This is a genomic window from Streptomyces sp. NBC_00582 (assembly GCF_036345155.1).
Taxonomy (GTDB): Bacteria; Actinomycetota; Actinomycetes; order Streptomycetales; family Streptomycetaceae; genus Streptomyces.
On sequence record NZ_CP107772.1, the window covers coordinates 3,007,945 to 3,028,958 of the forward strand.

Genomic DNA, 21,014 nt, shown 5'->3' on the forward strand with positions numbered 1-21,014 from the left:
TCAGGGCGCTTGTCCCAGCGCCCCTTCGACAGCTCAGCCCGCTCGTCGGACCCCCGGGGACACCGTCGCGCGGCCCAGCGCCCAGAAGATGCCCAGTGTGGCGAGGGCCATCGCCGCGACCAGGGCGGCGCCGCCCACGACCTTCTCGTAGTCGTGCTGGTAGAGCCCGTCGACGATGTAGCGGCCGAGGCCGCCGAGGCCGACGTACGCGGCGATGGTGGCCGTGGAGACGATCTGGATGGCCGCCGAGCGCAGCCCGCCGAGGATCAGCGGGAGCGCGACCGGGAGTTCCACCTGGAGCAGGATCCGGGACTCCGACATGCCGATGCCGCGTGCCGCGTCCACCGGGGAGCGGTCGACGGAGCGCACCGCCTCGTAGGTGGTGACGAGGATCGGCGGGACGGCGAGCACGACCAGCGGGATCATCACGGGCAGCATGCCGAAACCGGCGATGATGACGATGAGCACCAGCAGACCGAAGGTGGGCAGCGCCCGCGCGGCGGTGGCGATCAGGGTGAGGGCGTTGCCGCCCTTGCCGTAGTGGCCGGTGACCAGGCCGACGGGCAGCGCGATCAGGGCGGCGAGGCCGAGCGCCTCCAGGGAGTACTGGAGGTGCTCCAGCAGCCGGGTGGGGATGCCGTCGTAGCCCTGCCAGTGGGCGCCGTCGGTGAAGAAGGAGCTGATGAAGTTGAGGACGTTCACCGGGCCGCGGCCTCCTTCCGGGTGCGGGTGGCGCCGGATCCGCTCGGCATCCACGGGGTGAGCAGGACCCGTACGCCGACCAGGACGGCGTCCAGCAGGACCGCCAGGGCGGCCGTGGTGAGTACGGAGTTCCAGGCCAGTTCGGGCCGGTTGTAGATCTGCGCGTCGTGCAGCAGGTTGCCGAGGGCGCCCTGGTTGCCGATCAGCATGCCGACGCTGACCAGGCTGATGCTGGACACCGTCGCCACCCGCAGTCCGGCGATGATCGCGGGGGTGGCGATCGGCAACTGGACCTGCACGTAACGGCGTACGGGGCCGAAGCCCATCGCGGCAGCGGCGGCGAGGGTCTCCTGCGGCACCGAGCGGACGCCGTCGACGATCGCCGGGACCAGCACGACCAGGGTGTAGACGGTGAGCGGGATCATCACCGTGAGTTCGGTCTGGCCGGTGTAGTCGATGAGGACGACGAAGAAGGCCAGGGACGGGATGGCGTAGAGCACGGTCGTCACCCACAGCACCGGCGGGTACAACCAGCGCAGCCGCACGCACAGTTGGGCCAGCGGGAGGGCCAGCAGCAACCCGCCGAGGACCGGCAGCAGGGCTTCGCGCAGATGCAGTCCGACGAGACCGATCCAGTCGTGCTGGAGGTCGCTCGGGATGTCGAAGAAGCGGTTCATCGCAGGGCCTTCGGCTCGCTCGCGCCGCTCGCCCCGGCGCTGTCCGTGCCGGCCTCGTGGGCGCCGCGGATCGCCTCGGCGATGGCGGTCTGGGAGACCACACCGGTGGCGCGGCCCTCGCCGTCCACGGCGACCGCCCAGCCGGTGGGCGACAGCACGGCGCAGTCGAGGGCGGAGCGCAGCGAGTCCCGTCCGGCGACGAACGGCCGTCCGTACGACAGGAGTCGGCCGCCGTCGATGCTCCCCGCGGTCAGCGCGCCGGGCTCGCTCCAGCCGAGCGGCTTGCCGTCGATGCCGGTGACGAGGAGGTACGGGGCGCCCTTCGCGGCGCGGGCGAGCTGCTCGGCGGTGGCGTCGACGGCGACGATCGGCGCGGTGAGCAGGTCGAGTCCGGCGGCGGAGAAGAAGGACAGCCGGCGGATGCCGCGGTCGGCGCCGAGGAAGTCCTCGACGAACGCGTCGGCCGGGTCGGAGAGCAGTTCGGCGGGCGGCGCGTACTGGGCGAGCCGGCCACCGGTGCGCAGCACGGCGACCATGGTGCCGAGCTTGACGGCCTCGTCGATGTCATGGGTGACGAAGACGATGGTCTTGCCCAACTCGTCCTGGATGCGCAGGAGTTCGTCCTGGAGTCCCTTGCGGACGACGGGGTCGACGGCGGAGAAGGGCTCGTCCATCAGCAGCACCGGCGGGTCGGCGGCGAGCGCCCGGGCCACACCGACGCGCTGCTGCTGGCCGCCGGAGAGCTGGTAGGGGTAGCGCCGGGCGAGGGAGGCGTCGAGTCCGACGCGCTCCATCAGCTCCCGGGCCCGGGAGCGTGCCCGGTCCTTGCTCCAGCCGAGCAGCCGGGGCACGGTGGCGATGTTGTCGACGATCGTGCGGTGCTGGAAGAGACCGGCGTTCTGGATGACGTAACCCATGGACCGGCGCAGGGTGTTGACCGGCTGCTGCCGGCTGTCCTTGCCGTCGATCCAGATGGTGCCCTCGCTGGGCTCGACCATCCGGTTGATCATCCGCAGGGTCGTCGTCTTGCCGCAGCCGGAGGGGCCGACGAGGACGGTGATCGCGCGGTCGGGTATCTCGAGGGAGAGCCGGTCGACCGCCACCGTGCCGTCCGGGTACCGCTTGGTGACTGAATCTATCCGTATCAAAACGCCGAACACCCTTCGGGTCTGGCCGTCCTCCGCCCGTTCTCGACCACACGAGTTCGGACTGTTGCGGGGAGAGTCTAGACCGGTTGTGTTTCAGAAGATCGGCCGGTGTATGGCGCGTTTCAGATGCTGGGCGGCACCCGACGGTTTACCGGTCCCCTGTGCCCCACCTGTGAGTCCCCTGATTCTCACCCTCCCCTCAGAAGCGGCTCAGGGATTGCCCAGAGACGGCCCCCATCGTCAGGGCCATGAACGCAACGAACGCGGGAGGCGTCCGGCGCCGCTCGGTCGAGATCGTGGTGCCGGTGCGCAACGAGGCACACGTCCTCGCCGACAGCATCGGTGGTCTCCACGCACACCTCGAGGACTCCTTCCCGTTCCCGTTCCGCATCACGATCGCGGACAACGCGAGCACGGACGCCACCTGGATCGTGGCGACCGACCTGACCCTGCGTCTGCCGCACGCGCACGCCCAGCGGCTGGAGCACAAGGGCCGGGGCCGGGGCCGCGCCCTGAAGCACGTGTGGTCGCGGTCCACGGCGGACGTCGTCGCCCATATGGACGTCGATCTGTCCACCGGCCCGGAGGCCTTCCTCCCGCGGGTCGCGCCGCTCCTGTCGGGCCACAGCGACCTGGCGATCGGCAGCCGGCCGCACCGGCAGGCGGCCGTGGTCCGGGGCGCCAGGCGGGAGTTCGTCTCCCGCTCCTACAACCTCCTGCTCGAGGTCGGTCTCGGGGCCCTCCCCCACTCTCGGCTTCGCTCGAGCGGGGGGACCCCCATCTCGGACGCGCGGTGCGGCTTCAAGGCCGTCCGCACCGACGTCTTCCGGGCCCTGGCCCCGCACATCGAGCACACCGCCTGGTTCTTCGACACCGAACTGCTGGTCCTGGCCCAGCGCAACGGACTGCGGGTCCACGAGGTGCCGGTCGACTGGACCGACGACCCCGACAGCCGGGTCGACCTCGTCCGCACGGCCGTCGACGACCTCAAGGGCATGGCCCGCATGCTCCGCTCCACCCTCACCGGCCACACCCGGATCCCCGCCGTCCCCCGCCGCACGAGCACCCCGCGGGTGCCCGCCGCGCGCACCACCGTCACCCCCGTCCCCACCGCCCGGCCCACCGGGGCGAACGCCCACCTGGAGTACGCGTCATGACGACCCTCGCCCCACCGCCCGCCCCCGTCCGGGACGACGGGTCCCGCCACCGGGCCGCGCCCCCGAACCGAGGCAGCCTGGCCCGGCGCCTGTTCACCGGCGCCCCCGACGACCCGCGCTGGGCCCGCCCGGCCCTCTGGGCGGTCCTCGTCCTCGCGACGGCCCTGTACGCCTGGAACCTCTCCTCTATCTCCGGCAACACCTTCTACAACGCGGCCGTCTACTCCGGCACCAAGAGCTGGAAGGCGTTCTTCTTCGGCGCCCTGGACGCCGGCAGCTTCATCACCGTCGACAAACCGCCGTTCGCCCTGTGGGTGATGGGCCTGTCGGCACGGGTCCTCGGCTACGGCACCTGGCAGCTGACGCTGCCGATGGCGGCCGTCGGGGTCGGCTCGGTCGCCCTGCTGTACCGGCTGGTCAAGCGGGACTTCGGCCCCGTCGCGGCGACGATCGCCGCCCTGGCCCTGACGCTCACCCCGATCACGGTCGCCATCACCCGGGACACCAACCCCGACCCGATCCTCGTCTTCCTGATGCTGCTGGGCGCGGCCGCGCTGCTGAAGGCCGTGCGCACCGGCCGGCTGATGCCGCTGGTGTGGTCGGGCGTCGCGATCGGCTTCGCGTTCAACACCAAGATGATGCAGGCCTACGTCGTCCTGCCCGCGTTCTTCCTGGTCTACCTGTGGGCCGCGAACGCCTCCCTCGGGCGCCGGATCCGCAACCTCGCCGTCGGCACGGTCGCCCTCGTCGTCTCCAGCGCCTGGTGGATGGTGGTCGTCGACCTGATCCCGGCCTCCTCCCGCCCCTACATCGGCGGCTCCACCGACAACACGGTCTGGGACCTGGTCATCGGCTACAACGGCTTCGGCCGGATCTTCGGGGCGAGTTCCTCGGTGGGCTCGCAGGGCAACGGTGCCAGTTTCGGCGGCGAGGCCGGTCTGTACCGGATGTTCAACGAGATCATGGGCGGCCAGATCTCCTGGCTGATCCCCTTCGCGGCGATCGCCCTGGTGGCCGGTCTGGTCCTGCGCGGCCGGGCCCCCCGCACCGACGCCCGGCGCGCGGCGCTGCTCCTGTGGGGCGGCTGGTTCGTCCTCCACTACCTGACCTTCGCCCTCGCCGAGGGCACCTTCCACCCGTACTACGTCACCGCCATGGCGCCCGGCATCGCGGCCCTGACCGGTGCGGGCGGGGTCATGCTGTACCAGGCCTTCCGTGAAGGCTCGGCGGCCGTGGGGGTCCCCCCGCTCGAGCGAAGCCGAGAGTGGGGGAGGGCCTGGGTGCTCCCGGCCGCCGTCGCGGCCGGCACCGTCTGGGCGGTCGTCCTGCTCCAGCGGGTCTCCGGCTCGGGCACGCTGTACACGGCCGCGGAGATCGCGGTGGCCGCCCTGGGCACCCTGTCCGTCCTCGGCCTGCTGGCCGGCCGGTTCACCCGGCGGCACCGGCTGATGGGCGTCGCGGCCCTCGCGGCGGTCGTGGCCCTGCTCGCCGGTCCCGCGGCCTACTCGGTCTCGGCGGCGACCTCCGGCACCAACGGCACCAACCCGACGGCCGGTCCCAGCACGGGGGGCGGCATGGGCGGCGGCCAGCGTCCCGGCGGCGACGGCGGTCCGGGCGGTTCGAGCAGCTCGACGAGCGGCTCCAGCGGCTCCGACGGTCAGTCGATGGGCCGGCCCCCGTCCGCAAGCGAGTCGGGCACGGACGCCACCCGCGGCGGCGGCGGCACGGGCGGTGGCACCCAGGTCGGCTCCGAGATGATCAGCTACCTCGAGAAGAACCAGGACGGCGCCACCTGGCTGGTCGCGGTCGCGACCGACCAGACGGCCTCCTCGATCATCCTGGAGTCCGGTCGGCCGGTCATCTCGATGGGCGGCTGGTCCGGCAGCGACAACGCGATGACCCTCGCCAAGCTCAAGTCCCTGGTGAAGTCCGGCAAGCTGCACTACATCGTCATCAGTGACAGCGGCCAGGGCTCCTCGAACTCGGAGATCTCGACCTGGGTGAAGAAGAACGGCACGGAGGTCTCCGACTACAGCGGTCTGTACCGCCTGGACGCCTCCGACGTGAGCTGAACCGCCGGGAAGGACGGGCGGGCCGCCGGATCCCCCTCCGGCGGCCCGCCCCTCGGCGTCTTCAGGGATCAGTCGCCTCCCCCGCCGCCCCCACAACCACCGCCGCCACAGGACGAACCGCCCCCGCAGGACGAGCCGTCACCGCAGCCGCCGCCCCCGCCGTCCCCCCAGCCGCCCCTGCGCCGACGGCGCGACGACCCGCTCCCGCTCAGGGCCCCCACCACGAACAGCACGACGAGCCCGAACCCCGCGATCACCAGGAACTCCATCTCTCCTGCCCCCCGTTGCCTCTCGCCACGGATCTGTGTGGCAGGGGGATGCCCCGCACGGACCGCACGTCAAGCGCGACTTGAGGAAGTCGAGAGCTTCGCGCCTACGCGACGGCCCGCTCCCCCGTCGTCGGGAACCCCGGGGTGCGCAGGACACGGCCGCCCTCGAGCACCGCGAACACCTCGCAGCCATCCCGCCCCGCAGCCCACTCCACGCCCTGCGCGCCGAGCGCGAACGCGGCCGTGGCGACGGTGTCCGCGAGGGTGAGGGTCGGGGCGACGACGGTGAGGCTGTCGAGGCCGGTCGCGGGCAGGCCGGTGCGGCCGTCGAGGATGTGGTCGCCGCGCTCGTACCGGGCGGAGGTGGCGACCGCCGCGTCCCGGAGGTCGAGGACGGCGCACAGCTTGTCGGCGACCTGCGGGTGCCGTACGCCGACCCGCCAGGGCCCGCCCGAGACGACCACGTCACCACCGGCGTTGAGGCAGAAGCGGGTGAGCCCGGCCCCGGTCAGCAGCTCCGCCGCCCGCTGCACCGACCAGCCCTTGACCACCGCGCAGGGGTCGAGGCCCCGGCCGGGCAGCCGTACGTCGAAGGCGCCGCCGGTGGCGACCCGGTACTCCTCGCACAGGCCGAGCACCTCGGCGAGATCGTCGCTCACCTCGTCGGGGGTCAGCTCGCCCCGGTCCAGCCGGGACACCTCGCTGTCCTCCTTGAAGGGGCTGAACCGCCCGTCGGCCTCCCGCAGCCAGGCGAAGACGGCGTCGGCGGCGCCCGACGGCACCCGTTCGTCGTCGACGCGCAGGGACACGGGGAAGCCCATGACGTGCTCGACCCGGTGCATGTCAGGCGCCCTTCGCGTCGATCGCGGCCTGGAGGGACTCCTTGTAACCGTCGCTCGTGATGGTCGCGCCGGACACGGTGTCGACGTCCGCGCTCTGCGCCTGAAGCGTCTGCGAGATCAGCTTCGGCACCGCCGCCGTCGTCTGCGGATGGTTCGGCTGCTTCAGCATCCTCACGGCCGTGATCCGGTCGCCGTCGAAGGTCACCTGGACCTGGACGTCGCCCTTCTCGGTGGCCACGGTGGATCCCGCGACCACCTGTGAGGCGGAGGACGCCGACGGGGACGCCGATGCGGCGGCCGCCTCCTGGTCGATGGCGGCCTGGAGGGACTCCTTGTAGGCGTCGCTGGTGATGGTCGCGCCGGACACGGTGTCGACGTCCGCGCTCTGCGCCTGAAGCGTCTGCGAGATCAGCTTCGGCACCGCCGCCGTGGTCTGCGGATGGTTCGGCTGCTTCAGCATCTTGACGGCCGTGATCCGGTCGCCGTCGTAGGTGACGCTGACCTGGACGTCGCCCTTCTCGGTGTTCACGGTCGTCCCCGTGAAGGTGGTGCCCGAGGAGGAGGTGGAGGGGGTCGACTCGGCGGCGGAGGAGGCCGTGGAGGTGCCGGTGGACGGTTCGTAGCGCCAGACGGGGATCAGGCCGGCCACGGACAGGACAAGAACGGGGATTGCTCGCTTCACGTCGTCTCTCTCATCCCGCCAGGCTGAAACGCTCGAAGTGGATCTGCTGCTTGGGCACGTCGAGCTCGCGCAGGGTGCCGAGCACCGCGTTCATCATCGGCGGCGGCCCGCACAGGAAGACGTCCCGCTCGGTGATGTCCGGGACGAGGGCGGCCAGTTCGCGCGGCGCCAGCCGGTCCGGCACCGGCGGACCGGTCACCAGGTGCAGCTCCGCGCCCTTGGCGACGGCGAGGTCGCGCAGCTCGTCGTAGAGGACGGCGTCGCGTTCCCCGCCGACACGGTAGACGACGACCGCGTGGCCCTCGATCTCCTCCAGCAGCGCCCGGATGGGCGTCACGCCGACACCGCCGGCGATGAGGAGGGACTCGGGGCGGGTGCGGTGCATCGCGGTGAAGGCGCCGTAGGGGCCCTCGGCGAAGACCCGGGTGCCGGGCTTGATGTGGCGCAGTCCCGCGGAGCCGTCACCGGCGGCCTTGGCGGTCAGCCGCAGCCGGGTGCCGTCGGGGGCGGCGGACAGGGAGAAGGGGTTCGCCTGCCACCAGCGGTCCTTCGTCAGGAACCGCCACAGGAAGAACTGGCCGGCCCGGGCGGGCAGCCGGTCCAGGTCCCGGCCGGTGATGTAGACGGACACGACGTTGTCCGACTCGGGGACGACCTTCTCGACGCGCAGCTGGTGACGCCAGTTGCGCCACAGCGGCAGGACCGCCCGGCCGAGGACCACCGAGCCGAGGGCGACGGCCCACACGCCGTACCAGTACGCGGTGGCGGCGGAGGACGCGGTGAACGTCGTACCGACCGCGACCTGGTGGGTGAAGGCCAGGACCACGGCGACGTAGGTGTACAGGTGGACGAAGTGCCAGGTCTCGTAGGCGAGACGGCGGCGGGCCCAGCGGGCCGAGACACCGCCGACGACCAGGATCAGCACCATGGCGACGGCGGCGCGCAGCACGCCCTCGACGGTCTCGGCGAGGTCGACGAGCTGGCCGACCGGGTCCAGGGAGGAGGACTGGGCGTAGCCGAGGGTGATGAACACCACATGTCCGACCAGCGTCCACAGCAGGCCGAAGCCGGTCCAGCGGTGCCAGTTGGTGAGCCGGTCCATGCCGATGCGGCGGTCCAGCCAGGGCAGCCGGGCCACGAGCAGGAGCTGGAACGCCATCAGCAGCGCGCCGTAGAGACCGGCGAACCGGCCGATCACGACGAGCGCGTTGGAGGCGAAGCCGGCCTGCGCGGCGAAGAGGGTCACGACGGCCGCGTTCGCGGCCAGCACGGCGTACAGGCCGGTGCGGGCCACTACTTTGGGACGTATCGCCGTGGGGGGAACGGGAGGCGACTGGACGGTCGTCACGGACGGAAACTCCTTGATCGGGTCCTCAGAACACAGAGCTTGTCCGTGCTGTGCTGTCGATTTGCTGTCGTACAACTTTCAAGAGTTTATCGATCCGCGCGCGGAGGGCACGCGGGTCTGGCGCGGGGGAACGCGTGGCGCAGTATGAGCAGGTGGAAAAAGTACGACTCCTCGTCGTGGACGACGACCCGCCGATCGCCGATCTCGTGGCGACGGTCGCCCGCTACGAGGGCTGGGAGGCGGTCACCGCGAACTCCGGTGAGGAGGCGCTGCGCCGCGCCGCCGCGTTCCATCCGGACATCGTGGTGCTCGACCTGATGCTGCCCGACATCGACGGCTTCGGCGTCCTGGACCGGCTGCGGCAGTCGGGGACCATGGTGCCGGTGGTCTTCCTCACGGCCCGGGACGGGGTCGCGGACCGGGTGGCGGGGCTGACCCGGGGCGGGGACGACTATCTGGTGAAGCCGTTCGCGGTGGAGGAGCTGATGGCCCGGCTGCGGACCGTCCTGCGGCGCAGCACGGGGCCCGGCTTCCAGCGCTCGGTGCTGCGGGTCGCGGACCTGACGATGGATGAGGACACCCGCGAGGTCCGCCGGGCCGGCAGGCTGCTGACCCTCACCCCCACCGAGTACGAGGTGCTGCGCTACCTCATGCGCAAGTCGCCGACCGTGCTGACCAAGGCGCAGATCCTCGACCACGTGTGGGAGTACGGCTTCGGCGGCCGGTCCAACGTGGTGGAGCTGGTGGTGAGCCGGCTGCGCCGCAAGCTGGACGTGACCGGCGAGGATCCGCTGATCCAGACGGTGCGGGGTTTCGGGTACGTCATCCGGCAGGCGGCCGAGTGATCCGCCGGCTGCGGCGGACGTACCGCGGGATGCGGCTGGGCACCCGGCTGGCGCTGGGCCTCGGCGCGCTGGCGCTGGTGGTGTTCGCGGTCGTCGGCACGGCCCTGACCACCTACATGCGGGACTATCTGTCGGCCCAGCTCAACGAGCAGCTCGCGATAGCCCAGGTCGCCCAGAGCAAGAGCATCGTCGAGTCCGGCAGCCTGACCGGAAAGAAGTACTGGGGCTGGTACTACGCCGTGTACGACGTGCGCGACGGCACGCCCGTGCTGCGCAAGCCGGAGGACCCCGGCGACGTGCCCGAGGACGTCGCCGACCTCACCACGCTGGCCCGGGAGCAGACCGTCACCGACCACGAGGTGGTGAGCACCGCGCACCTGCGGGGCGACGGCGTGTACCGGCTGCGGGCGTGCGAGGTCGAGCCGGGGGTGGTGCTGGTCAGCGGGGCGCCGATGGACGACATCGACAACACCGTGCAGCACCTGATCACCATCCAGGTCGTGACGTTCGTGCTGGCGCTGGCGGCGCTGGTGGTGTTCGGCCGGGCCATGCTGCGGCGCGGGCTGCAGCCGCTGAGCGACATGGCGCACACCGCGCACGGCATCGCCTCCCACGACCTGACCGAGTCGGCGTCCCGTCTCCCCCTGCGGGCGGACCGTCCCGGCGGCGGCCCCGAGGTGGAGGAGCTGCGCACCGCGTTCAACACCATGCTGGAGCACATCGACGACTCCCTCGCCGTGCGCGCGAAGGCCGAGCAGCGGCTGCGCCGGTTCGTCGCGGACGCCTCGCACGAGCTGCGCACCCCGCTGATGTCGGTACGCGGCTACGCGGACCTCTTCCAGTACGCGGCCGCCAACGCCCCCGAGGAACGCGACAGGCACCTGGCCCGGCTGCGCGCCGAGGCCGCCCGGATGGGGGTCCTCCTCGACGACCTCCTGCTGCTGGCCCGGCTGGACGCGGCGGAGGTGGAGACCCCGCTGCGCAGGGAGGACGCCGATCTGGTGGAGCTGGTCGGGCAGGCGGCGGACGCCTTCCGCGCGACCCGCCCCGGCCACCCCCTGACGCTCGCCCCGGGCCCCGCCGCCCTTCCCCTGCGCATCGACCCGCACCGCATCCGCCAGGTCCTGGACAACCTCCTCACCAACGCGGCCGTGCACACCCCGCCCGGCACCCCGGTGACCGTCGAGGTGTCCGCCACCCCCACCGCGGCCGTCGTCCGCGTCACCGACCGGGGCCCCGGCATCCCGCCCGGCGACCGCGACCGGGTCTTCGACCGCTTCTACCGCGTCGACAAGGCCCGCAGCCGCGACCGCGGCGGCAGCGGCCTCGGCCTCTCCGTGGCCCGCTCCCTGGTCACCGCGCACGGCGGCACCCTGCACCTGACCGGGGAGCCCGGCACCACGACCTTCCTGCTGACCCTGCCCCCGGGACGCCCCTGAACCACGGGGCCGACGGGATGAGCCGGGGCCGGCGGGGGCAGAACCTTCACAGCCGCACCGCACCCCGGTCGCCCCTCCGCCCGCACCTCGTCGGCTCCCGGACACCGCGCCGTCACACCGGAGGGGAAACTTCTCCCCCGTTCCCCTCCCCACCCAGGGCCTGTACGGCGCCCGCCGAGGCGCCGCGGAAGGACGACGTGCGCCGTGACCCTGTTGCCGCTCCCCACGAGCCCCGCCGCCACCTCCCCGCTCCCGCTCCCCGCGACCGCAGCCCCCTGCGCCACCACCGCGCCCCCGCTCCCCGCGACCGCATCCCCCTGCGCCACCGCCCCGCTCCCGCTCCCCGCGACCGCATCCCCGTGCGCCACCACCGCGCCCCCGCTCCCCGCGACCGCATCCCCGTGCGCCACCACCGCGCCCCCGCTCCCCGCGACCGCATCCCCGTGCGCCACCACCGCGCCCCCGCTCCCCGCGACCGCAGCCCCCTGCGCCACCGCCCCCACGACCGCGGCCCCGTCACCGGGCGCGGTTCCCCGCCGCTTCCGGGTCTTCGCCCGGCATGCCGTGAGTCTGCTCCCCGTGCTGTACCTGGGCATCTGGGCGGCCGTCGACTGGCACGCCGTGCGCGACGGCACCGCCCGGCTGGCCGGTGCCGACCCCTGGTGGCTGCTCCTCGGCCTCGTCTTCACCTACCTCGGCTCGGTCGCCGCCGCCTGTGTCCGCCAGGGCGCGGTCCCCGACCGGCTGCCCCCGGGCCCGCTGGTGGCCTCGCAGATCGCCGCGGGCGCCGCGAACCACGTCCTGCCCGCGAGCATCGGCGCCCACGCGGTGACCGTCCGCTTCCTCCAGCGCCGCAGCGTCCCGCTGCCCCGGGCCACTGCCTCCGTCGCCCTGTACTCCCTGGTCAGAGCGGTGGCGAAGACCCCGGTGGTGCTCGCCTTCCTGCTGCTCGCCCCGACCGCCGTACGCCCGGCCGCGCTCCTCCCGGACGGCCGGACGCTGCTGGGAGCGGTGGCCGGACTGCTGCTGGTCCCCGCCGGGGCCGCGCTGGTGCTGGCCCTGGTGCGGGCGGTGCGCGGCCCGGTCGTGGACTTCGTCCGGACGGCGCTCACGGACGCACGCCGGCTGCACACCCGCCCGAGCCGCTTCCTGCCGCTGTGGGGCGGGGCCGCCGCCGCCCCGCTGATCCAGGCGAGCGTGGTCGCCTCGGTGGGGAAGGCGCTCGACCTTCCCCTGTCCTGGCCCCAGCTGCTGTTCGCGTTCCTCGCCGCCAGCACCGCCGCGGGCGCCGTCCCCGCCCCGGGCGGCATCGGCCCGGTGGACGCGGCCCTGGTCCTCACCCTGGCCGGCTACGGCACCCCGCTCGCCCTGGCCACCGCGACCGTGATCGGCTACCGCACGCTGACGGTCTGGCTGCCGCTGCTGCCGGGGGTGCTGGTGCTGTCGGCGATGGTGCAGCGCAAACTGCTCTGACCGGCGTCAGTCCGCGTCCGGCGCCAGTCGCAGCGAGACGCTGTTGATGCAGTAGCGCTGGTCGGTCGGCGTCGGATACCCCTCACCCTCGAACACATGCCCGAGGTGGGAACCGCAGCGGGCGCAGCGGACCTCGGTGCGGACCATCCCGTGCGTACGGTCCTCGATCAGCTCGACCGCGTCGGTGTCCTTCGGGTCGAAGAAGGACGGCCAGCCGCAGTGCGAGTCGAACTTGGTGGCGGAGGTGAACAGTTCGGCGCCGCACGCCCGGCAGGAGTAGACACCCTTGGTCTTGGTGTCGGTGTACTCACCGGTGAAGGCGGGCTCCGTCGCGGCCTGGCGCAGCACGGCGTACTCGGTCGGCGTCAGCTCCGCCCGCCACTGCTCGTCCTGCTTCTCGACGTCGTACGACACGATCCTCAGCCCCTCAACTCGACAGACGGTCCAGAATGCGCGGGCCCAGGTCGGTCACATCGCCCGCGCCCATGGTGAGAACGAGATCACCGGGCTTCGCCATTCCCGCGACGACCTCGGGCACCTCGCCCTTGTCGTGCACGGCGGTCACGTCCGCGCCGGCCGCCCGGGCCGCGTCGATGATCAGCGCGCTGGTCACGCCGGGCACCGGGTCCTCGCGGGCCGGGTAGATGTCGAGGACCACGGAGGCGTCGGCCAGGGCCAGGGCCTCGCCCATCTCGGTGCCGAGCTCCTGGGTCCGGGAGAACAGGTGCGGCTGGAAGACGACCAGGATGCGGGCGTCGCCGGCCGCCGCGCGCATCGCCTCCAGGTCTGCGGTCATCTCGGTGGGGTGGTGGGCGTAGGAGTCGATCACCTGGACGCCCGCCGCCTCGCCCTTGAGCTGGAGCCGGCGCTTGACACCGGTGTACGCGGCGAGAGCCGGGGCGAGTTCCGCCGCCGGGACGCCGAGGGCGGCCCCCGCGGTCAGCGCGGCGACGGCGTTGAGCGCGTAGTGCCGGCCGGGGACGGACACCGTGAAGGTGAGCTCCTGCCCCTCCAGTACCACCGTCACCAGGCTCTTCAGCCCCTGCGGTACGACCGACAGCACCCGTACGTCGGCGTCCTCGGCCTCTCCGTACGTCACCACCTTCACGCCCTGGACCCGCCGGGTCAGCTCCCGGGCGCCCGCCTGGTCGGCGGAGATCACCAGCGTGCCGCCGGGCACGATCTTCCCGGCGAAGGTCTCGAAGGACTCGTAGATCTCGTCCATCGACGCGTAGTTGGCGTGGTGGTCCAGCTCCACGTTGAGGACGATCGCGACCTCGGGGGTGTACTTGTGGAAACTGCGGTCCGATTCGTCCGCCTCGGCGACGAAGATCTCGCCCTCGCCGTGCAGCGCGTTGGAGCCGGGGGCGTCCAGGTCGCCGCCGATGGCGTACGACGGCTTCAGGCCCAGCTCGGAGAGCGAGACCGCCAGCATGGACGTGGTGGTGGTCTTGCCGTGCGTCCCCGCGACCGCGATCGGCCGCAGACCGTCCATCAGCGCGGCCAGGGCGTCCGACCGGTGCACCACCGGGATCCCCAGCTCGGCCGCGCGGGCCAGCTCCGGGTTGTCCTTCCGGATCGCCGAGGACACGACGACACAGCTCGCGTCGTCGGCGAGATGCTCGGCCGCGTGCCCGATGTGCACGGTCGCGCCGAGCGCCCGCAGCGCCGCCGCGGTCCCGGACTCCTTGGCGTCACTGCCCGCCACCTTCGCCCCGCGCTGAGCGAGGATCTTCGCGATCCCCGACATCCCGGCGCCGCCGATGCCGATGAAGTGCGGTCGGTCCATGGCGGGAGGAAGGCCGGCTGCCATGCGTGATCTCCAGGGGTGCGTACGACGGTGAACCGCCCCCACCCTATTGCGCAGGCGCCACTGGACCCATCCAGGGGCGCGGGACCGTATCGATGTGCGGCTCCGCCGCGTGGGCGCGACCAGCCCCAAGGACGCCGCACCCGACCGGCTACGCCTTGCTGTGCGAGAAAAGCTTCAGCACCGGCACCCCCACCTTGTGCCGGGCCCGTGAAGCCCAGTCCCGATGGAAGAACTCCTCCACGTAGTGAGGATCGGTCAGCACGATCACCTCGTCCGCCCCCGCCTCCTCCACCAGGGACTTCAGTGCGTCCAACGGGTGATCCTCGACCAGCCGCCCCTGCGCCGAACTGCCGGCGGCGTGCAGCGCCTGCAAGGACACCTCCAGCGCTCTCTCCCCGAACCCCTTCGCCTCGTCGCCCTCAGGGGTCCGACGCTCCCGCGCCGCCTCGTCGAGCTCCCCGAGGGCGACGTCGTCGATGGCCCGCAGCAGGCGGTCCGCCTGGTCGCCGCGCGGCTGGAGCAGGACGTGGAACGCGACCGCCTCGTCCCCGTGCAGGGTGGTGACGAACTCCACGTCGGCGGAGGTAAGAGCCTTCTCGATCATCAGAACGCTTGTGAACACCGGGCGCCGCCCCTTCTGCGGAAACCATCCTGCCCCGTGGTCCCACGGGGCGTGCGAGTCTTAGTGTGCCCACCGGAAGCCAAGCGGAACGGTGGGTTCCGCCGTTCTCGGGACCACCGGTACCACGGAACGATGTCAGGACCGCCGATAGCGGCCGAACAGGAACCCCCCCTCCTCCAGCAGGGACACCAGCGCGAACCGCCGCGGCACCGGGATCGAGGGCCCGCCCGCGATCCGCTGCGCGTCCCCCGCGGTGAGCATCGGGGAGACGGTCAGACAGAGCTCGTCCAGCACCCCGGCCGCGACGAACTGCCCCAGCAACCGGGGCCCGCCCTCGGTGAGCAGCCGGGTGTGCCCGCGTTCCGCGAGCGCCCGGACGGCCCGTGCGGGCTCCACGCCCATCCCGTCCCCGGCGATCACCACCCGAGCCCCCGCCTTCTCCGCGGCGGCCACCTTGTCGGGGGCGGCCGCGGCGCCGGTCAGCAGCAGGGTCGGCACCAGCGGCGAGGTGAACAGCGGCAGGGAGAAGTCCAGGTCCAGACTGGCGGTGACCACCGCGATCGCGGGGGCGGGCCCCTGCCCGGCCGCCTCCCGGCGCGCGGCGAACTCCGCCCGCTCGCGGGCCGGCCGGTACCCCTCCTGCCGTACCGTTTCCGCACCGACGACCACCACGTCCGCCAGCCCCCGCAGCGTGCCGAAGATCCGCATGTCGGTCGCGGTGGAGATGGGCTGGGAGCGCCCGTCGTGCTGGGCTGCGCCGTCGAGTGTGGAGACCATGTTGGCCCGCAGCCAGGGCCGCGGCTCCCCGGGCGCGGACGCGGGGTAGGCGTAGGCCTCGGCGAGCTCGTCGAGGCTCCACTCCCGGTCCTCGGGCACCGCGGCGGACGTCGGGGCGGATGTCTGGTCGGGTGTCTGGTCGGTCACAGGGAACAGCCGTCGCATGCCTCGCAGTCTGGCACGCGGATTAGCATGGGGAACCGTGTCGTCCTCCACCCCCGCCGCCCCTGTCGACGAAATAGCCGACGCGGCCCCGCTGTCCCTGTGCGCCCGCGAGCCGTTCGTCCCCGCGGACCGGCTGGTCGCCGAGATGGTGCCGCCGCCGCGGTTCGACTCGGTGCGCTTCAGCACGTATCTCCCGGACCCGAACCAGCCCAGCCAGACCGAGGCCGTGACGGTCCTGGAGTCCTTCGCGGGCGGACTCGGCGGGGCGCACGCCGTCGGCGGCGCCCGGCGGGGTTTCCTCGGCTTCGGCAGGGCGAAGGCGCCCAAGGCGCCGGCCGGTCCGCGCGGGGTCTACCTGGACGGCGGCTACGGCGTCGGCAAGACCCACCTGCTGGCCTCCCTGTGGCACGCCACGCCGGCCGAGCCCGCGCTGAAGGCGTTCGGCACCTTCGTGGAGCTGACCAATCTGGTGGGCGCCCTCGGCTTCCAGCAGACGGTCCGCACGCTCTCGGGCCACCGGCTGCTGTGCATCGACGAGTTCGAGCTGGACGACCCGGGCGACACCGTGCTCGTCTCGACCCTGCTCGGCAAGCTGGTCGAGGCGGGCGTGGCGCTGGCCGCGACCTCCAACACGCTGCCCGGCAAGCTCGGCGAGGGACGGTTCGCGGCCGTGGACTTCCTGCGCGAGATCCAGGGGCTGTCCGCGCACTTCCGCACCCTGCGCATCGACGGCGAGGACTACCGCCACCGGGGGCTGCCCCAGGCGCCGGCGCCGTGTTCCGACGCACAGGTGACGAAGACGGCGTACGCCACCCCGGGCGCCTCGCTCGACGACTTCCCGCATCTGCTGGACCATCTCGCGAAGGTCCATCCCAGCCGTTACGGAGCGCTCACCGATGGCCTGAAGGCGGTGTGCCTCACGGACGTCCAGCCGGTTCCCGACCAGTCGACGGCCCTGCGGCTGGTCGTCCTGGCCGACCGGCTCTACGACCGCGAGGTCCCGGTGCTGGCCTCCGGACTCCCCTTCGACCGGCTGTTCAGCGAGGAGATGCTGAACGGCGGCTACCGCAAGAAGTACTTCCGGGCGATCTCGCGGCTCACCGCGCTGGCCCGGGACGCGAAGCGGCTCACCGAAGCCGTCTAGAGGGAATTCACGCCACATCACCCTCGCTTTTGAGGCGCACTTCTTCTCGAAACGCCGAGTTAACCCTGCAAACAACTTTGCAGGGTTAACGTGTTTCTTGACCAGTCGTTGACCAACCATTGGTCCGGACTAGACGTGCGCGCAGCCGGAAGGGGGGCACATGTTCCGAGGTACGACGGCCCGGACCGCGCTCGCGCTCCTCGCCGCCGTTCTGCTCGCCCTCCCGTTCTTCGCACCCACGTCGCCCTTCGCACACGCGCACACCGTGCGTCAGGTCGAGGCCAAGACCAAGACCGGAATCAAGCCCTCTGGCAAACCCCTGCGCGACGAGTACGTCACCGTCCGCGACTGCGGCCACCCCGGCGGCCCGGCGGACCCCCTGCGTTCCCGCGACCGCCACCGCGTCACCGCCACCGCCGCCTCGGCCCCCCAGGAGCCCGAGCGCGCCCTGCTGGCGCTGGACCCGGCCGCCGCGCACCAACCGGTCCGGCCGGCCGCACCCCATCACCGCACGTCGAGATCCTCGGCGGCCCACTCCCCGGCGGCACTCCAGGTGTTCCGCTGCTGACGCGGAGCAGAACCGCAGTTCGCAGTTCCCCCACCTGTCCTGTGTCCAGCAGCCCGACGCGCCCCCACAGCGCGCCAGGAGGAGTCACCACGTCATGCAGCCCCTCATCGACAACGCCCGTACGTTCGGACAGCGCCCTGAGGAGTTCGCCAAGCTCGCCGAAGGCCAGTCCCCGCAGGTCCTGTTCATCACCTGCTCCGACTCGCGGGTCGTCCCCGCGCTGATCACGGGCGCCCGTCCCGGCGAGCTCTTCGAGCTGCGCACCGCGGGCAACATCGTCCCGCCGTACGGCTCCGAGCGTCCCACCGGCGAGGCCGCCACCATCGAGTACGCGGTGGAGGTCCTCGGCGTCCAGGACGTCGTCGTCTGCGGCCACTCGCACTGCGGCGCGGTCGGCGCGCTGGTGCGCGGCGACGACCTCGACGCCGTCCCCGCCGTACGCGACTGGCTCGCGCACGCCGCGGACGAGCCGTCGGCCGCCGACCCCGCCGACCCGGCGGTCGCCCTCGCCGTCCAGAACCACGTCCTCGCCCAGTTGCTGCGGCTGCGCTCCTACCCCTGTGTGGAGAAGCGGCTCGCGGACGGCCGGCTGCGGGTGCGCGGCTGGTACTACGAGGTGCACACCGGAGCGGTGCTCGAACACCGCGTGGCCACCGACGGCTTCGAAGCCCTGTGAGCGCCGCGATGACCCAGCCGAAGAACACCCGAATAGCCAGGTTCCCCCATCTGCGGCAGGACTTCGCCGCCTCGCTCGTCGTCTTCCTGGTCGCGCTCCCGCTGTGCGTGGGCGTGGCCGTGGCCTCCGGCGTGCCGGCCGAGCTGGGGCTCGTCACCGGCATCGTCGGAGGCATCGTCACCGGTCTGATGCGGGGCAGCTCCCTGCAGGTCTCCGGGCCCGCGGCCGGGCTCACCGTGCTGGTCTTCGAGGCGGTGCGGGAGTTCGGCCTGCCCGCCCTCGGAGTGATCGTCCTCGCCACGGGCGCCCTGCAGATCACCATGGGCGCCCTCAAGCTGGGCCGGTACTTCCGGGCCATCTCGATTTCCGTCGTCGAGGGCATGCTCGCCGGGATCGGCCTGGTGCTGATCGCCGGCCAGCTCTACTCGGTGGCCGGTGCCAAGGCCCCGGACTCCGGCCCGGAGAAGATCGCCGGGCTCCCCGGGGCGCTCGTGGACGCGTTCGGCAGCGCCGGCGCGTCGGCCTCGCTGGCACTGGGCGCCGGTACGGTCGCCGTCCTGGTGCTGTGGAAGCGGCTGCCGGCCAAGGCGCGCACGGTGCCCGGCCCGCTCGCCGCGGTGGGCCTCGCGACCCTCGCCGCCGTGCTGCTCGACCTGCCGGTGGCCACCGTCGAGGTGCGGGGTCTGCTCGGCTCCGTCCAGCCGCCGCCGCTGTCCGCCTTCGGCGAGCCGGCGAGCGTGGGGCTGCTCGGCACGATCGTCGCGTTCACCCTGATCGCGTCCGCCGAGTCGCTGTTCAGCGCGGCGGCCGTGGACCGGATGCACGACGGTCCGCGCACCGAGTACGACCGGGAACTGGTCGCGCAGGGCGCGGGCAACGCGCTCTGCGGTGTGCTCGGCGCGCTGCCGATGACCGCGGTGATCGTGCGCAGCGCGGCCAACGTCCAGGCCGGCGCCCGTACGAAGGCGTCCCGGGTGCTGCACGGCGTCTGGCTGCTGCTGTTCGCGGCGCTGCTGCCCGGCCTGCTGGCCTACATCCCGATCCCGGCGCTGGCCGGTGTCCTCGTCCACGCCGGCGCCAAGCTGGTGCCGCTGCGCGCGATCGCGTCCCTGTGGCGCGAGCACCGCGGGGAGGCGCTGATCCTGGTCGTCACGGCCGTGTCGATCGTCGCGGTCAGCATGTTCGAGGGCGTCCTCATCGGACTGGCGCTCGCGGTGGTGAAGACGGCCTGGGAGGCCTCGCACATCCGGATGGAGATCGTCGACAAGGGCGCCGGCCCCGTCCAGGCGCACCTGTCGGGCAACGCGACCTTCCTGCGGCTGCCGAAGATCCTCGACAGCCTGGAGGCCCTCCCGCAGGACCGCCCCGTCGAGCTGAACCTCAGCGGCCTGCACCACCTCGACCACGCCTGCCGCACCGCCCTGGAGACCTGGGCCCAGCAGCACAGCGCGGCCGGCACGGAACCGGTCCGGGTCACGGCGGGCTGAGAGCCGAAGGAACCGTCGTCCGGTCCGGGGCCCGGGGCGTGGCCCCGGACCGGACGGCGGGCATACCGTTGCGGACAACGGGCATATCGTTGCATATGCGGGCAGAGTGACCCTCTGTCCGGGAGAACGGCCCTCTCTCCAGGAGGTCGTCATGCTCGAGGAAGTGCTGGGCGCGGTCCTGGCGGCCGGTGCCGCGGGCCTGGTGTATCTCGGGGCGGCCGCGCGGGTCGTCAAACAGTACGAGCGCGGGGTCGTCCTGCGGCTGGGCCGGCTGCGCGGGGACGTGCGGGCGCCGGGCTTCACGACGGTGGTTCCGGGCGTGGACCGGCTGCGCAAGGTCAACATGCAGATCGTGACCATGCCGATCCCGGCGCAGGAGGGCATCACCCGCGACAACGTGACCGTGCGGGTCGACGCGGTGGTCTACTTCCGGGTCGTGGACGCGGCGGCGGCGGTCATCAACGTCGAGGACTACCGTTTCGCCGTCTCCCAGATGGCCCAGACCTCGCTGCGCTCGATCATCGGCAAGAGCGAGCTGGACGACCTGCTGTCGAACCGGGAGAAGCTCAACGAGGGCCTGGAGCTGATGATCGACAGTCCGGCGATCGGCTGGGGCGTGCAGATCGACCGGGTCGAGATCAAGGACGTGTCGCTGCCGGAGTCCATGAAGCGTTCCATGGCCCGCCAGGCCGAGGCCGACCGGGAGCGCCGGGCCCGGATCATCAACGCGGACGCCGAGCTCCAGGCGTCGAGGAAGCTCGCCGAGGCGGCCCAGCAGATGGCCGACACACCGTCCGCGCTCCAGCTGCGGCTGCTCCAGACGGTGATGGCGGTGGCGGCCGAGAAGAACTCCACGCTGGTGCTGCCCATCCCGGTGGAACTGCTGCGCTTCCTGGAGAGGGCCCCGTACCCGCCGGGACAGTCACCGGAGCCGGCGGAGCCCGCTCCGGGCCGGCCCCCGGAACCCGGCCGTAATCGCCCCGATCAGGGCCTGCCGGTCGAGCCGTACCCGGCTCCTCCGCTCGACCCCCTTCCGGATCCGCCCCCCGACGGTCTTCCGGATGCGCCGGCCGGCCCTCCGCCCCCTCCCCCCGTGGTGGACGGGTGA

General features: G+C 72.5%; 20 protein-coding genes. 10 read left to right on the top strand and 10 right to left on the bottom strand.

Features of this window, described 5'->3' with window-relative positions:
- Positions 1-33: 33 nt before the first annotated feature.
- Genes OG852_RS12995 through OG852_RS13005 form a run of 3 tightly spaced genes read right to left on the bottom strand, consistent with a single transcriptional unit; the run spans position 34 to position 2,527 of the window.
- A complete protein-coding gene (locus OG852_RS12995; protein ID WP_133914595.1) occupies positions 34-702 on the bottom strand; it encodes an ABC transporter permease in 669 nt (222 codons plus the stop codon).
- Positions 699-1,379 carry an ABC transporter permease gene (locus OG852_RS13000; RefSeq protein WP_133914596.1) on the bottom strand — a complete coding sequence of 227 codons (681 nt, stop codon included), beginning with the start codon at positions 1,377-1,379 and terminating at the stop codon, positions 699-701. Before OG852_RS13000 ends, OG852_RS12995 begins: the two co-directional genes overlap by 4 nt.
- The gene (locus OG852_RS13005; RefSeq protein ID WP_166663616.1) at positions 1,376-2,527 is read right to left on the bottom strand and encodes an ABC transporter ATP-binding protein; all 1,152 of its coding nucleotides are present in this window, start codon (positions 2,525-2,527) and stop codon (positions 1,376-1,378) included. Before OG852_RS13005 ends, OG852_RS13000 begins: the two co-directional genes overlap by 4 nt.
- Before the next feature lie 248 nt (positions 2,528-2,775).
- Here OG852_RS13005 and OG852_RS13010 point away from each other — a divergent pair, with 248 nt between their 5' ends.
- Together OG852_RS13010 and OG852_RS13015 are read left to right on the top strand one after the other, a co-directional pair.
- The gene (locus OG852_RS13010; RefSeq protein WP_330348002.1) at positions 2,776-3,684 is read left to right on the top strand and encodes a glycosyltransferase; all 909 of its coding nucleotides are present in this window, start codon (positions 2,776-2,778) and stop codon (positions 3,682-3,684) included.
- Positions 3,681-5,756, top strand: a complete 2,076-nt coding sequence (locus tag OG852_RS13015; RefSeq protein WP_330348003.1) for an ArnT family glycosyltransferase — start codon at positions 3,681-3,683, stop codon at positions 5,754-5,756. Before OG852_RS13010 ends, OG852_RS13015 begins: the two co-directional genes overlap by 4 nt.
- Positions 5,757-6,129: 373 nt before the next feature.
- Here OG852_RS13015 and OG852_RS13020 read toward each other — a convergent pair whose 3' ends face one another.
- From OG852_RS13020 to OG852_RS13030, 3 genes are read right to left on the bottom strand one after another with little or no spacing between them, the layout of a single operon-like run.
- Positions 6,130-6,867 carry an FAD:protein FMN transferase gene (locus OG852_RS13020; protein ID WP_133914600.1) on the bottom strand — a complete coding sequence of 246 codons (738 nt, stop codon included), beginning with the start codon at positions 6,865-6,867 and terminating at the stop codon, positions 6,130-6,132.
- 1 nt (position 6,868) lies between these two features.
- On the bottom strand, positions 6,869-7,549 hold the full coding sequence (locus OG852_RS13025) for an FMN-binding protein (RefSeq protein ID WP_330348004.1): 681 nt from the start codon (positions 7,547-7,549) through the stop codon (positions 6,869-6,871).
- 10 nt (positions 7,550-7,559) lie between these two features.
- Positions 7,560-8,897, bottom strand: coding sequence for a ferredoxin reductase family protein (locus tag OG852_RS13030; protein ID WP_133914602.1), 1,338 nt, complete (start codon positions 8,895-8,897; stop codon positions 7,560-7,562).
- A gap of 152 nt (positions 8,898-9,049) precedes the next feature.
- On the opposite strand from OG852_RS13030, the gene OG852_RS13035 reads away from it, so the two are divergent.
- The 3 genes from OG852_RS13035 (at position 9,050) to OG852_RS13045 (ending at position 12,654) form a co-directional block, all read left to right on the top strand.
- On the top strand, positions 9,050-9,742 hold the full coding sequence (locus tag OG852_RS13035) for a response regulator transcription factor (protein WP_133914603.1): 693 nt from the start codon (positions 9,050-9,052) through the stop codon (positions 9,740-9,742).
- The gene (locus OG852_RS13040; protein WP_330348005.1) at positions 9,739-11,181 is read left to right on the top strand and encodes a sensor histidine kinase; all 1,443 of its coding nucleotides are present in this window, start codon (positions 9,739-9,741) and stop codon (positions 11,179-11,181) included. Before OG852_RS13035 ends, OG852_RS13040 begins: the two co-directional genes overlap by 4 nt.
- A gap of 204 nt (positions 11,182-11,385) precedes the next feature.
- Positions 11,386-12,654 carry a lysylphosphatidylglycerol synthase transmembrane domain-containing protein gene (locus OG852_RS13045; protein WP_330348006.1) on the top strand — a complete coding sequence of 423 codons (1,269 nt, stop codon included), beginning with the start codon at positions 11,386-11,388 and terminating at the stop codon, positions 12,652-12,654.
- Between the two features lie 6 nt (positions 12,655-12,660).
- Here OG852_RS13045 and msrB read toward each other — a convergent pair whose 3' ends face one another.
- The 4 genes from msrB to OG852_RS13065 form a co-directional block, all read right to left on the bottom strand.
- A complete protein-coding gene (gene msrB, locus OG852_RS13050) occupies positions 12,661-13,068 on the bottom strand; it encodes a peptide-methionine (R)-S-oxide reductase MsrB (protein WP_330348007.1) in 408 nt (135 codons plus the stop codon).
- A gap of 13 nt (positions 13,069-13,081) precedes the next feature.
- A complete protein-coding gene (gene murC / locus OG852_RS13055; protein ID WP_133914606.1) occupies positions 13,082-14,467 on the bottom strand; it encodes a UDP-N-acetylmuramate--L-alanine ligase in 1,386 nt (461 codons plus the stop codon).
- Between the two features lie 148 nt (positions 14,468-14,615).
- Positions 14,616-15,089, bottom strand: coding sequence for an indole-3-glycerol phosphate synthase (locus OG852_RS13060; protein ID WP_208117237.1), 474 nt, complete (start codon positions 15,087-15,089; stop codon positions 14,616-14,618).
- Positions 15,090-15,224: 135 nt separating this feature from the next.
- Entirely contained in the window at positions 15,225-16,031 is an 807-nt protein-coding gene (locus OG852_RS13065; RefSeq protein WP_330348008.1) for a pyrimidine reductase family protein, read from the bottom strand.
- On the opposite strand from OG852_RS13065, the gene zapE reads away from it, so the two are divergent.
- The 5 genes from zapE (at position 16,030) to OG852_RS13090 (ending at position 21,014) form a co-directional block, all read left to right on the top strand.
- Positions 16,030-17,175: a cell division protein ZapE gene (gene zapE / locus OG852_RS13070; RefSeq protein ID WP_443064524.1), complete on the top strand. Its 1,146-nt coding sequence runs from the start codon at positions 16,030-16,032 to the stop codon at positions 17,173-17,175. The genes OG852_RS13065 and zapE overlap by 2 nt on opposite strands.
- A 160-nt stretch (positions 17,176-17,335) precedes the next feature.
- A complete protein-coding gene (locus tag OG852_RS13075; protein WP_133914609.1) occupies positions 17,336-17,743 on the top strand; it encodes a hypothetical protein in 408 nt (135 codons plus the stop codon).
- A gap of 94 nt (positions 17,744-17,837) precedes the next feature.
- A complete protein-coding gene (locus OG852_RS13080; protein WP_133914610.1) occupies positions 17,838-18,419 on the top strand; it encodes a carbonic anhydrase in 582 nt (193 codons plus the stop codon).
- A gap of 8 nt (positions 18,420-18,427) precedes the next feature.
- Positions 18,428-19,906, top strand: a complete 1,479-nt coding sequence (locus OG852_RS13085; RefSeq protein WP_330348010.1) for a SulP family inorganic anion transporter — start codon at positions 18,428-18,430, stop codon at positions 19,904-19,906.
- A gap of 151 nt (positions 19,907-20,057) precedes the next feature.
- Positions 20,058-21,014: a slipin family protein gene (locus tag OG852_RS13090; protein WP_330348011.1), complete on the top strand. Its 957-nt coding sequence runs from the start codon at positions 20,058-20,060 to the stop codon at positions 21,012-21,014.

Coding starts and splice junctions, on each gene's coding strand:
- OG852_RS13075 (WP_133914609.1), top strand. CDS start 17,336: ATGTTCCGAGGTACGACGGCCCGGACCGCGCTCGCGCTCCTCGCCGCC.
- OG852_RS13000 (WP_133914596.1), bottom strand. CDS start 1,379: ATGAACCGCTTCTTCGACATCCCGAGCGACCTCCAGCACGACTGGATC.
- murC (WP_133914606.1), bottom strand. CDS start 14,467: ATGGCAGCCGGCCTTCCTCCCGCCATGGACCGACCGCACTTCATCGGC.
- OG852_RS13020 (WP_133914600.1), bottom strand. CDS start 6,867: ATGCACCGGGTCGAGCACGTCATGGGCTTCCCCGTGTCCCTGCGCGTC.
- OG852_RS13090 (WP_330348011.1), top strand. CDS start 20,058: ATGCTCGAGGAAGTGCTGGGCGCGGTCCTGGCGGCCGGTGCCGCGGGC.
- OG852_RS13010 (WP_330348002.1), top strand. CDS start 2,776: ATGAACGCAACGAACGCGGGAGGCGTCCGGCGCCGCTCGGTCGAGATC.
- OG852_RS13080 (WP_133914610.1), top strand. CDS start 17,838: ATGCAGCCCCTCATCGACAACGCCCGTACGTTCGGACAGCGCCCTGAG.
- OG852_RS13065 (WP_330348008.1), bottom strand. CDS start 16,031: ATGCGACGGCTGTTCCCTGTGACCGACCAGACACCCGACCAGACATCC.
- OG852_RS13085 (WP_330348010.1), top strand. CDS start 18,428: ATGACCCAGCCGAAGAACACCCGAATAGCCAGGTTCCCCCATCTGCGG.
- zapE (WP_443064524.1), top strand. CDS start 16,030: ATGCCTCGCAGTCTGGCACGCGGATTAGCATGGGGAACCGTGTCGTCC.
- OG852_RS13015 (WP_330348003.1), top strand. CDS start 3,681: ATGACGACCCTCGCCCCACCGCCCGCCCCCGTCCGGGACGACGGGTCC.